General features: G+C 51.3%; 11 protein-coding genes and 1 rRNA gene. 8 read left to right on the top strand and 4 right to left on the bottom strand.

Going from position 1 to position 11,118, the window contains the following annotated elements; genetic code table 11:
- A 5S ribosomal RNA gene (gene rrf, locus ACOTZP_RS13910) occupies positions 1-82 on the top strand; the annotation flags it as partial.
- Between the two features lie 99 nt (positions 83-181).
- On the opposite strand, the gene mobB is transcribed toward rrf, so the two are convergent.
- Together mobB and mobA are read right to left on the bottom strand one after the other, a co-directional pair.
- Positions 182-685: a molybdopterin-guanine dinucleotide biosynthesis protein MobB gene (mobB, locus tag ACOTZP_RS13905; RefSeq protein ID WP_271074913.1), complete on the bottom strand. Its 504-nt coding sequence runs from the start codon at positions 683-685 to the stop codon at positions 182-184.
- On the bottom strand, positions 682-1,266 hold the full coding sequence (mobA, locus tag ACOTZP_RS13900) for a molybdenum cofactor guanylyltransferase MobA (RefSeq protein ID WP_022649860.1): 585 nt from the start codon (positions 1,264-1,266) through the stop codon (positions 682-684). The genes mobB and mobA overlap by 4 nt, the downstream gene beginning before the upstream one ends.
- A 68-nt stretch (positions 1,267-1,334) precedes the next feature.
- On the opposite strand from mobA, the gene ACOTZP_RS13895 reads away from it, so the two are divergent.
- From ACOTZP_RS13895 to dsbA, 3 genes are all read left to right on the top strand, one after another.
- On the top strand, positions 1,335-1,604 hold the full coding sequence (locus ACOTZP_RS13895) for a YihD family protein (RefSeq protein ID WP_003861904.1): 270 nt from the start codon (positions 1,335-1,337) through the stop codon (positions 1,602-1,604).
- 75 nt (positions 1,605-1,679) lie between these two features.
- Positions 1,680-2,666 (top strand): serine/threonine protein kinase, encoded by a 987-nt coding sequence (locus tag ACOTZP_RS13890; RefSeq protein ID WP_022649859.1) that lies wholly within the window; start codon positions 1,680-1,682, stop codon positions 2,664-2,666.
- Between the two features lie 27 nt (positions 2,667-2,693).
- Positions 2,694-3,317 carry a thiol:disulfide interchange protein DsbA gene (gene dsbA, locus ACOTZP_RS13885; protein WP_022649858.1) on the top strand — a complete coding sequence of 208 codons (624 nt, stop codon included), beginning with the start codon at positions 2,694-2,696 and terminating at the stop codon, positions 3,315-3,317.
- Between the two features lie 21 nt (positions 3,318-3,338).
- Here dsbA and ACOTZP_RS13880 read toward each other — a convergent pair whose 3' ends face one another.
- A complete protein-coding gene (locus ACOTZP_RS13880; RefSeq protein WP_022649857.1) occupies positions 3,339-4,247 on the bottom strand; it encodes an acyltransferase in 909 nt (302 codons plus the stop codon).
- Positions 4,248-4,686: 439 nt separating this feature from the next.
- Between ACOTZP_RS13880 and polA the strand changes: the two genes are divergently transcribed.
- The gene (gene polA / locus ACOTZP_RS13875; protein ID WP_045308732.1) at positions 4,687-7,479 is read left to right on the top strand and encodes a DNA polymerase I; all 2,793 of its coding nucleotides are present in this window, start codon (positions 4,687-4,689) and stop codon (positions 7,477-7,479) included.
- 311 nt (positions 7,480-7,790) lie between these two features.
- Here polA and yihA read toward each other — a convergent pair whose 3' ends face one another.
- Positions 7,791-8,420, bottom strand: a complete 630-nt coding sequence (yihA, locus tag ACOTZP_RS13870) for a ribosome biogenesis GTP-binding protein YihA/YsxC (RefSeq protein ID WP_003861913.1) — start codon at positions 8,418-8,420, stop codon at positions 7,791-7,793.
- Between the two features lie 191 nt (positions 8,421-8,611).
- Here yihA and ACOTZP_RS13865 point away from each other — a divergent pair, with 191 nt between their 5' ends.
- The 3 genes from ACOTZP_RS13865 to hemN all read left to right on the top strand — a co-directional run bounded on the left by ACOTZP_RS13865 (position 8,612) and on the right by hemN (position 11,078).
- Positions 8,612-8,839, top strand: coding sequence for a hypothetical protein (locus ACOTZP_RS13865; protein WP_271074914.1), 228 nt, complete (start codon positions 8,612-8,614; stop codon positions 8,837-8,839).
- Positions 8,840-9,000: 161 nt separating this feature from the next.
- On the top strand, positions 9,001-9,516 hold the full coding sequence (gene yihI, locus ACOTZP_RS13860; protein WP_022649854.1) for a Der GTPase-activating protein YihI: 516 nt from the start codon (positions 9,001-9,003) through the stop codon (positions 9,514-9,516).
- Positions 9,517-9,704: 188 nt separating this feature from the next.
- Positions 9,705-11,078, top strand: coding sequence for an oxygen-independent coproporphyrinogen III oxidase (hemN, locus tag ACOTZP_RS13855; protein WP_032626916.1), 1,374 nt, complete (start codon positions 9,705-9,707; stop codon positions 11,076-11,078).
- Positions 11,079-11,118 lie beyond the last annotated feature (40 nt).

Here is an 11,118-nt window from a genome sequence, read left to right as displayed (position 1 = left end):
CCATGCCGAACTCAGAAGTGAAACGCCGTAGCGCCGATGGTAGTGTGGGGTCTCCCCATGTGAGAGTAGGGAACTGCCAGGCATCAAACAAGTGAAGAGGCCATCCGCAAGGATGGCCTTTTTGCGTTTATACGTCGAAAAACGGTAGGCCGGGTAAGGCGAAGCCGTCACCCGGCAGATCTCAGACTGCACACCACGCCAAAATAAACTCTGCAATCCCCTCCACATTATTCAAATCCAGAACCGGTACTTCCAGCGTCAACGCAGCGTCACTGGCCACAGCAATCACATGTTCATCCAGCGTTAACTCACTTACATCATGCCCGGCACCGTTTCTGAACAGCAGGATCTTCGCAACAGCCTCGTACTTAAACCCCTCAACCAGCACCAGATCCAGCGTGGAATGATCCATCCGGCTGACAAGATAAGCGAGATCCAGCGGTACTTCATCCGGAGTTTCTGTCATTAACGCCCAGCGCTGGTTACTCGCCACCATCGTTTGTGCAGCGCCAGCCTTACGCAGCTCATAGCTATCTTTCCCCGGCTTATCGACATCCATGTTATGGTGCGTGTGCTTAATCAATCCGGGACGAATACCTTTAGCGCAAAGTGCAGGTATCAGCTTTTTTAGCAGCGTAGTCTTCCCGGTGCCGCTCCAGGCAGAGATCGCTAATACGGGTATCATTTCTTCTCCTGCATCATCTGCAAATCTTCCGTCGTGTTTACATTCACAAACGCCGATTTCATGTCACTGAAATCAACGGAATGCCCTCCTGACTGGCGCATAAATACCATGACGCGTCGCTCTCCTGCGGCCAGGTAATCTTCCAGCGCAGATATTAACGAGCGATTAATCAATGCGATCGTCGGATGGTCGCGTTCGCCGTCGTGTACCCAGACGACGGGAGCACCCTCGCACCGCTGCACCAGACGTTCAACCAGACAGGACGGGATGAAGGGCGTATCACATGAACAAAAGAGAAACCACTCTCCGTGCGACTGCTGCATAACGGAAAGCATTCCCGCCAGCGGGCCGGGGTAGTCCACAAGCTTATCCTGATAAACCGGATACCCACTGCGCTGATAAATATCAACATGTCGGTTAGCGCTGATCGCCATCGACGACACCTGATTTGCCAGCGTATCAGCAACATGCTGCCATAAGGGGGTGTTGTTCAGGAGCTGAAGACCTTTATCTTTTCCGCCCATTCGCGTTGCCCTGCCTCCGGCAAGAACGACCCCGATGATTTCCTGGCATTGATTCACGAATATCGCCTCTTTTATTGTGGGATTGACCCTGCTAACGTGTCTCTCTAAATGAAAGGAGCACTACCATGAAATGTAAACGTCTTAATGAAGTCATTGAGCTTCTCCAGCCGGCCTGGCAAAAAGAGCCAGAGCTGAATCTGATGCAATTTTTACAGAAACTGGCGAAAGAGTCAGGTTTTGATGGCGAACTGGCAGACCTTTCTGATGACATCCTGATCTACCACCTCAAAATGCGTGACTCGGCTAAAGATGCTGTTATTCCTGGTATTCAGAAAGATTATGAAGAGGATTTTAAAACCGCATTACTGCGCGCCCGAGGCGTAATTAAAGAGTAAAAGCTTGTAAGCGGAGCCACCGAAATCGCCACAAGATGATATCCTGAATCATTCGTATAATTTCCGGATGATCGGATGAACGACCAGGCTTTTACTTTCCAGACACTACACCCGGATACCATTATGGATGCGCTGTTCGAGCAGGGTATTCGGGTGGATTCCGGGTTAACCCCTTTAAACAGCTACGAAAACCGTGTCTACCAATTTCAGGACGAAGAGCGCCAGCGCTTTGTCGTAAAGTTTTACCGGCCACAACGCTGGTCCGCAGAACAAATTCAGGAAGAGCATCAGTTTGCCCACGATCTGCTGGATGACGATGTTCCCGTTGCGGCACCGCTCAAATTTAATAACCAAACGCTGCTGACCCATCAGGGTTTTTACTACGCGGTATTTCCGAGCCTGGGCGGAAGACAGTTTGAGGCAGATAATATCGATCAGATGGAATGGGTTGCCCGTTATCTGGGGCGCATTCATCAGACGGGACGTAAAAAATCGTTTGTTGCCCGACCGACGATTGGTGTTCAGGAATATCTTATTGAGCCGCGAGAGGTATTCGAAACATCGGCGCTGATCCCAAAGGCGCTTAAGGATAATTTCCTCACGGCGACCGATAAGCTTATTGATGCTGTAAAAGCCTGCTGGCGGGATGATATTACCGCTCTACGCCTGCACGGTGACTGCCACGCCGGGAATATTCTCTGGCGCGACGGCCCGCTATTTGTCGATCTTGATGACGCTCGTATGGGACCTGCGGTGCAGGATCTGTGGATGCTGCTCAACGGTGATAAAGCCGAGCAGCGCATGCAGCTTGAGACCATAATTGAAGCTTATGAAGAATTTAGCCCCTTTAATTCAGACGAAATTGCCCTGATAGAGCCTTTACGTGCGATGCGATTTGTTTATTATCTCGCGTGGTTAATCAGGCGTTGGGAAGACCCGGCTTTTCCCCGAAATTTCCCCTGGCTTACCGGGGAGGATTACTGGCGCAACCAGATATCCACATTTACCGAGCAGGTTAAGGTTCTACAGGAACCCCCTCTGCAATTAACGCCGATGTATTAATTGGACACACCCAGGAGAGAGTTAATCATGAAAAAAATTTGGCTGGCGCTGGCTGGTATGATTCTGGCATTTAGCGCAACTGCTGCGCAGTTTACCGACGGTAAGCAGTACATTACGCTGGACAAGCCTGTAGCTGGCGAGCCTCAGGTGCTGGAGTTCTTCTCCTTCTACTGCCCGCACTGCTACGAGTTTGAGCAGGTACTTCATGTTTCTGACAACGTGAAGAAAAAGCTGCCGGAAGGCACCAAAATGACGAAATACCACGTTGAGTTCCTTGGCCCATTGGGTAAAGATTTGACTCAGGCATGGGCGGTTGCGATTGCGCTGGGTGTGGAAGATAAGATCACCGCGCCTATGTTTGAAGCCGTACAGAAAACCCAGACCGTACAAACTACGGCAGATATCCGTAAAGTGTTTGTTGATGCCGGTGTGAAAGGTGAAGACTACGACGCTGCCTGGAACAGTTTTGTGGTGAAATCTCTCGTGGCACAGCAGGAAAAAGCTGCCGCTGACTTCCAGTTGCAGGGCGTGCCAGCGATGTATGTTAACGGTAAATACCAGGTAAATATGCGTGGTATGGACACCACCAGTATGGATATCTTCGTACAACAGTACGCTGATACCGTGAAACACCTGGTTGAGATGAAGTAACAAACATAAAGAAAACGCCGGTCATTGACCGGCGTTTTTGTATGAAGATTTTAACTCCGCTATCTGTTCGTCTTTCTCTTTCCAGAGTGTATTGAGCCAAAGCTGGAAACGACGTTTGAAGTTTTTATCGTTAACGTAATCACCGTGCAGTTCCGTATCGATGGGCAACAGATCAACGCGGACTACGATACGCGTCAGCTTGCCGCTGAGCATATCGTAGAACGGCGTCCTGTCGTTTTCCGGATAGCAGAGCGTTACGTTCAACAATTTATCAAACTGCTCACCCAGCACGTTGAGGGCCATTGCGATACCCGCTGCCTTTGGCGGCAACAGGTGCTGATACGGAGAGCGAGTCTGCTGGCGCTTCTCTTCGGTAAAGCGCGAACCTTCGACGAAATTAACTATGGTGGTGGGATGCGCGCGAAACTTCTCGCAAGAACGGCGCGTAGTTTCCACGTCCATACCGCGGCGTTCCGGATGACGAATCAGATAGCTGCGTGAATAGCGTTTCATAAACGGCATATCCAGCGCCCAGCAGGCCAGACCAATGAAAGGCACCCATGCCAGTTGCTGTTTCAGAAAGTATTTGTTCATCGGAATATGTTTGCGAAACAGCACGCACAATACAACGATGTCGGCCCAGCTGTGATGATTGCAGATCAGCAGATACCAGTTCTTTTTATTCAGCTTCTCAAGGCCCTGAACGTCCCACTTTAACCAGGGGTTCAGATACAACAGGATCGCCAGCCCTTCACACCAGCAGTACATCATAAAATTACAAAAAGCAGACACTGCACGCCATACCGGAGGGACGGGCAGCAGGAGCTTAATTATTCCGGCAACGATGATTGGCACAGAACAGGCGATGGTAACCAGAATAGTTAAAATGACGCTTAGCAATAAGGTTATCGCAGCGAGTATTTTCGACATAATGAATTTTTTCAGATAGTTAGCTGTAATTAAGCAGCCGGCTATCCGGTGCTGGGCGCCGATCTTATCAGATATTGGCCCAGACCAGGGCGCTTTCGCACGAAGAGGCTGCGGCTTTTCCTGCCATGCAGCGAAATTTTCTATATAGACAGGGTGCTTACGTCTTATATCCACATAGACTAAATAACCATCAGTGGGATGGGATCTTAAGTGATCTAATTTCAACTAATTGATTTTATTTGATAAATAATTTTTCAGTATCAGTTTTATAGAACTGTTATTCACCTGTATTAAAAATATGCACAAACTTATCCACAGTTTGTTTTTGCGAGCGATCTTCACGATCGCAAAATCTTTTTCTGTATAAAGCGCTAAAACCTGATGTTTTCATCCTTCTGTGGCATCCTTTACCCATAAATTAATTAAAGGCACGGACATTATGGTTCAGATCCCAGAAAACCCACTTATACTCGTCGATGGCTCTTCTTACCTTTATCGGGCGTATCATGCGTTTCCTCCTCTGACCAACAGCGCAGGGGAACCTACCGGCGCAATGTACGGCGTGCTGAATATGCTACGCAGCCTGATTCTGCAATACCACCCAACCCATGCGGCCGTGGTGTTTGATGCGAAGGGGAAAACCTTCCGCGATGAATTATTTGAGCATTACAAATCTCACCGTCCACCCATGCCTGACGATCTGCGTGCGCAGATTGAACCGCTGCACGCTATGGTCAAAGCGATGGGGCTGCCTTTGCTGGCTGTCTCGGGCGTTGAGGCTGACGACGTTATTGGCACCCTGGCGCGCGAAGCTGAAAAGGCTGGCCGTCCGGTGCTGATCAGTACCGGTGATAAAGACATGGCGCAGCTGGTAACACCTGGGATCACGCTGATTAATACCATGACCAACACCATTCTTGGCCCGGAAGAAGTGGTTGCCAAATATGGCGTGCCGCCAGAACTCATTATTGATTTCCTCGCCCTGATGGGGGATTCCTCGGATAACATCCCTGGCGTGCCGGGCGTGGGCGAAAAAACAGCTCAGGCGCTGCTGCAAGGGTTAGGTGGGTTGGATACGCTGTACGCTGAGTCCGACAAAATTGCCGGACTTACCTTCCGTGGTGCAAAAACCATGGCCGGAAAGCTCGCCGATAACAAAGAGGTGGCTTACCTCTCTTATCAGTTAGCCACCATCAAAACCGACGTCGAGCTGGAGCTTACCTGCGACCAGCTTGAAGTGCAGGAACCCGCCGCAGAAGAACTGCTTGGCCTGTTCAGAAAATACGAATTTAAACGCTGGACCACGGATGTCGAAGCCGGGAAATGGCTTCAGGCGAAAGGGGCAAAAGCTGCGGCGAAGCCGAAAGAAACTATCGTTGTCGATGCCGAAGAGCAGGCAGAAGAAGAAGCGGCAGCGCTCTCATTCGATAACTATGAAACCATCCTTGAAGAGTCGCAGCTCGTCGCCTGGATTGAAAAGCTGAAAAAAGCACCGGTATTTGCGTTCGATACCGAAACGGACAGTCTCGATAACATATCTGCCAATATGGTAGGTCTGTCATTCGCGACGGAGCCGGGTATGGCAGCCTATGTTCCGGTAGCGCATGACTATCTGGATGCGCCGGAGCAGATCTCGCGCGAGCGCGCCTTAGAACTGCTGAAGCCGATTCTGGAAGACGAGAAAGCGCTGAAGGTCGGGCAAAACCTGAAGTACGACCGCGGTATTCTGCAAAACTACGGCATTGAACTGCGTGGTATCGCTTTTGACACCATGCTGGAATCTTACATTCTGGACAGCGTGGCGGGCCGCCATGATATGGATTCCTTATCCGATCGTTGGCTGAAACACAAAACCATCACCTTTGAAGAAATTGCCGGTAAGGGCAAAAATCAGCTGACCTTTAACCAGATCGCGCTGGAAGAAGCAGGCCGCTACGCCGCGGAAGACGCTGATGTTACGCTACAGCTGCATCTCAAAATGTGGCCGAAATTGCAGAAGCACGAAGGGCCGCTGAATGTTTTCCAGAACATTGAGATGCCGCTGGTGCCTGTGCTGTCCCGCATTGAGCGTAACGGCGTCAAAATCGACCCAACGGTGCTACATAATCACTCTGGCGAGCTGGCGCAGCGCCTGACCGAGCTTGAACAGAAAGCGCATGAACTTGCTGGAGAGGCATTTAACCTGTCGTCACCGAAACAGCTGCAAACCATCCTGTTTGAAAAGCAGGGTATCAAACCGCTGAAGAAAACGCCGGGCGGCGCGCCTTCAACCTCTGAAGAGGTGCTGGAAGAGCTGGCGCTGGATTATCCGCTGCCAAAAGTTATCCTGCAGTACCGCGGTCTGGCTAAGCTGAAATCGACCTATACCGACAAACTGCCGTTGATGATCAACCCGAAAACGGGTCGCGTGCACACCTCCTATCACCAGGCTGTGGCGGCGACCGGGCGACTTTCGTCAACCGATCCTAACCTGCAAAACATTCCGGTGCGTAATGAAGAGGGCCGCCGTATACGCCAGGCTTTCATTGCGCCAGAGGATTATCTGATTGTCTCCGCAGACTACTCGCAAATCGAACTGCGTATTATGGCGCACCTGTCGCGTGACAAAGGCCTGCTGACGGCATTTGCTGAAGGGAAGGATATCCACCGGGCGACAGCTGCCGAAGTGTTTGGCCTGCCGCTGGACAGCGTGACAAACGAACAGCGTCGTAGCGCTAAAGCGATTAACTTTGGCCTTATTTACGGCATGAGCGCATTTGGCCTTTCACGCCAGCTCAACATTCCGCGTAAAGAGTCGCAGAAGTATATGGATCTCTACTTTGAGCGCTATCCGGGCGTGCTGGAATATATGGAGCGTACCCGCGCGCAGGCGAAAGAGAAAGGCTACGTTGAAACGCTGGATGGCCGTCGTCTTTACCTTCCGGACATCAAATCCAGCAACGCCGCGCGCCGTGCTGGCGCTGAACGTGCTGCTATCAATGCCCCGATGCAGGGCACTGCGGCAGACATCATCAAACGCGCGATGATCGCCGTTGATGCCTGGCTGGAAAAAGAGAAACCGCGCGTGAAAATGATCATGCAGGTACACGATGAACTGGTATTTGAAGTCCATAAAGACGACCTGGAAAAGGTCTCTCAGAAGATCCATGAACTGATGGAAAACAGCATGAAGCTGGACGTTCCGTTGCTGGTGGAAGTGGGTAGCGGCGAAAACTGGGATCAGGCTCACTAAGCGTTATCGGAATAACGCGCGTTTTATGTAAGTAAGCAACATAAGTACGCGCGTTTTGTGACGATCATTAGAATTCCCTATGTAAAGAATGAAAAAAAACTACAAAAAGTGCTTTTTCAAGAGACAAAAAAAGAGTAGAGTTAACGACGTAGGGTACAGAGGTAAGATGTTCTATCTTTCAGACCTTTTACTTCACGTAATCGGATTTGGCTGAATATTTTAGCCGCCCCAGTCAGTAATGACTGGGGCGTTTTTTATTGCGGAAAGGAAAGTTTCGGGCGGAAAAAACGCGGTCATCGCCGCGCCTGTTGTTACTCTGCTTCCGCTTCTGTCGCCGGTTCCAGATCGTTAAACCAGCTGTCTAGCTTCTGTCGCAGTTTGTCCACACCCTGCTTTTTCAGCGAGGAGAACGGTTCAACCTGTACATCACCGTTGAATGCCAGCACCGCTTCACGCACCTTGTTCACCTGCGCCTTGCGCGCGCCGCTCGCCAGCTTATCCGCTTTTGTCAGCAGCACCAGCACCGCAATATCGCTTGCCACCGCCCAGTCAATCATCTGCTGGTCGAGATCTTTTAGCGGGTGTCGAATATCCATCAGCACCACCAGACCTTTCAGACACATGCGTTTTTCCAGGTATTCACCCAGCGCACGCTGCCATTTGATCTTCATCTCTTCCGGTACCTGCGCGTAACCGTAGCCCGGTAAATCGACCAGGCGTTTGCCTTCAGCCACTTCAAACAGGTTAATCAGCTGAGTACGGCCAGGTGTTTTTGAGGTACGCGCCAGGTTTTTCTGATTGGTCAGCGTATTCAGGGCGCTGGATTTTCCCGCATTGGAGCGCCCAGCAAATGCCACTTCAATCCCTGTGTCTGAGGGCAGGTGGCGAATATCGGGCGCACTGGTGACAAAATGCGTCTGTTGGTAGTTCCAGGTAGTCACGTGGTCGTCTCCAAAAATCGTAATCTGCGGGGGATTATACCTGAATGCGGGCAAAAGGCTTTTCCCTTCGTCATTGACGTGTAAGTGAAAGCCCTACGGAATGTAAGAGATCTGCCCTTAAGCGTATGAGAAATTTAAGAGAAATCGCAGGCGCTAAAAAACTCAAAATATTAAAATTCAAAGAGTTATTAATGAGTAATTATCTGAAAATCCGGTTTAGTACCTTTTCGTTGCTTGTTAGTTTAAGAGAACAAGGTAAAGTGTGCGTCAAGGCGAGGATGGCAGCAGGAAAACGACTTAAGGATAAGGGTCAGGAGCGCCAGGAGGCGAAGACTCAGGATTGTCAGGACGACCGGCGCCTGGAGGCGTTTTTAACAGGAAACGGAACCGTATCACGGACGGTAGTAGCCAAGGGATAAACAGGGTTTGTTGAAGGCAAACAGGGAATGTCTGACCCGTTAAGGGTTGTGAGTCAGGAAAAAAGGCGACAGATTGCTCTGTCGCCTTTTTTCTTTGCTTGCTTTCTGCTAGATTTCGCCGCAATTCTATACTGAAGAAAACGACTTAAAGATAAAACATCATGAAAAAACCGACCTCCGCTGCGGGCGCGAAACGCCCTGCAAAAGCCCGCCGCAAAACGCGCGAAGAACTGAATCAGGAAGCGCGCGATCGCAAACGCGATAAAAAGCATCGTGGCCATACTGCGGGTAGCCGTGCTAACGGTGGCGGTGCCGCAGGCGCTTCTGCAAAAGGCAAACAGCAGAAAGATCCTCGTATCGGCAGTAAAACTCCCATTCCACTGGGCGTGACAGACACGCCGGTCACTAAGCAGCACAAACCAAAGAGCGAGAAACCTATGCTTTCACCGCAGGCTGAGCTGGATATGCTGGAGAACGATGAGCGCCTGGATGCGCTGCTGGAACGTCTTGAAGAGGGTGAAACCCTGACCGCTGAAGAGCAGTCCTGGGTAGATGCCAAACTGGATCGCATTGATGAATTGATGCAGAAGCTGGGTCTGTCCTACGATGATGAAGAAGACGAAGAGGAAGACGAAAAGCAGGAAGATATGATGCGTCTGCTGAAAGGTGGAAACTAACATTTGCACCCGGCAGGTACACTCGTCCTGCTTATAACCCTTCCGGTTATATGTTATCTGGTGTGGTTATTCGTTAAACTACGGCGGTTGTCGCGGCGACAGAAGTGGCTGCGCACCCGAATGATGGCCCGCAACGGGACCAGAACGGGCCGCCGTATACGAACGCGACACCAACGGAAGGAGTGAGCATGTCTGTACCATCTATCGACTGGGATTTGGCCCTGATCCAGAAATATAACTATTCCGGGCCGCGTTATACCTCATACCCCACCGCGCTGGAGTTTTCTGACGCTTTCGGCGAGGCGGATTTTCAGCATGCTGTGGCGCGCTATCCCGAGCGCCCGCTGTCGCTCTACGTCCATATTCCGTTCTGCCACAAGCTCTGCTACTTCTGCGGCTGCAATAAAATCGTTACCCGCCAGCAGCACAAAGCCGATCAATACCTCGATGCGCTTGAACAGGAAATTCTGCACCGCGCACCGCTGTTTAAAGGCCGTCACGTCAGCCAGCTTCACTGGGGTGGCGGTACGCCAACCTATCTGAATAAAGCGCAGATCAGCCGCCTGATGGCGCTACTGCGCGGCAATTTCAGTTTTAACCACGACGCTGAAATTTCGATCGAGGTCGATCCGCGTGAAATCGAGCTGGATGTGCTGGATCATTTACGCGCCGAAGGCTTCAACCGCCTGAGTATGGGCGTACAGGACTTCAACAAAGAAGTACAGCGCCTGGTCAACCGCGAGCAGGATGAAGCGTTTATCTTTGCCTTACTCAACCATGCGCGTGAAATTGGCTTTACCTCAACGAATATAGACCTGATTTACGGCCTGCCGAAGCAGACGCCGGAGAGCTTCGCCTACACGCTTAAACGCGTGGCTGAGCTCAACCCGGACCGTCTGAGCGTCTTTAACTATGCGCACCTGCCGACGCTGTTCGCCGCGCAGCGCAAAATCAAAGATGCGGATCTGCCTTCCGCCCAGCAGAAGCTGGACATTTTGCAGGAGACCATCGCCTCGCTGACCGAAACCGGCTATCAGTTTATCGGGATGGATCACTTTGCCCGCCCTGACGACGAACTGGCGATTGCCCAGCGCGAAGGTGTTCTCCACCGTAACTTCCAGGGATACACCACCCAGGGAGATACCGATCTGCTCGGAATGGGTGTCTCCGCTATCAGCATGATTGGCGACTGCTACGCCCAGAACCAAAAAGAGCTGAAGCTGTATTACCAGCAGGTTGATGAAACGGGCAACGCGCTGTGGCGCGGCATTGCGTTAACGCGCGACGACTGCATCCGTCGTGATGTGATTAAGGCGCTTATCTGCAACTTCCGTCTCGAATTCCGCGAGGTGGAGTCGCAATGGGATCTGCAATTCAGCGATTACTTTGCCGAAGACCTGAAGCTTCTGGCGCCGCTGGCGAAGGACGGGCTGGTGGATGTGTCGGAGAGCGCGGTGGTCGTCACGCCGAAGGGGCGTCTGTTGATTCGTAATATCTGCATGTGCTTCGATGCCTATCTGCGCCAGAAAGCGCGTTTACAGCAGTTCTCGCGCGTGATTTAAGTTGCAATGCCGGGAGGCGCTTCGCTTACCCGGCCTACAA

This window comes from Enterobacter cloacae complex sp. SYL001, from assembly GCF_049237025.1.
In the GTDB taxonomy this organism is placed as follows: domain Bacteria; phylum Pseudomonadota; class Gammaproteobacteria; order Enterobacterales; family Enterobacteriaceae; genus Enterobacter; species Enterobacter intestinihominis.
The sequence above is the reverse complement of the archived record's forward strand: the minus strand, read 5'-3'. Positions and strand labels throughout refer to the sequence as shown.

Bases quoted from the DNA above. Each gene is read 5' to 3' on its own strand.
- polA (WP_045308732.1), top strand. From the start codon at position 4,687: ATGGTTCAGATCCCAGAAAACCCACTTATACTCGTCGATGGCTCTTCT.
- ACOTZP_RS13890 (WP_022649859.1), top strand. From the start codon at position 1,680: ATGAACGACCAGGCTTTTACTTTCCAGACACTACACCCGGATACCATT.
- hemN (WP_032626916.1), top strand. From the start codon at position 9,705: ATGTCTGTACCATCTATCGACTGGGATTTGGCCCTGATCCAGAAATAT.
- mobB (WP_271074913.1), bottom strand. From the start codon at position 685: ATGATACCCGTATTAGCGATCTCTGCCTGGAGCGGCACCGGGAAGACT.
- ACOTZP_RS13895 (WP_003861904.1), top strand. From the start codon at position 1,335: ATGAAATGTAAACGTCTTAATGAAGTCATTGAGCTTCTCCAGCCGGCC.
- ACOTZP_RS13880 (WP_022649857.1), bottom strand. From the start codon at position 4,247: ATGTCGAAAATACTCGCTGCGATAACCTTATTGCTAAGCGTCATTTTA.
- yihI (WP_022649854.1), top strand. From the start codon at position 9,001: ATGAAAAAACCGACCTCCGCTGCGGGCGCGAAACGCCCTGCAAAAGCC.
- dsbA (WP_022649858.1), top strand. From the start codon at position 2,694: ATGAAAAAAATTTGGCTGGCGCTGGCTGGTATGATTCTGGCATTTAGC.
- ACOTZP_RS13865 (WP_271074914.1), top strand. From the start codon at position 8,612: ATGAGTAATTATCTGAAAATCCGGTTTAGTACCTTTTCGTTGCTTGTT.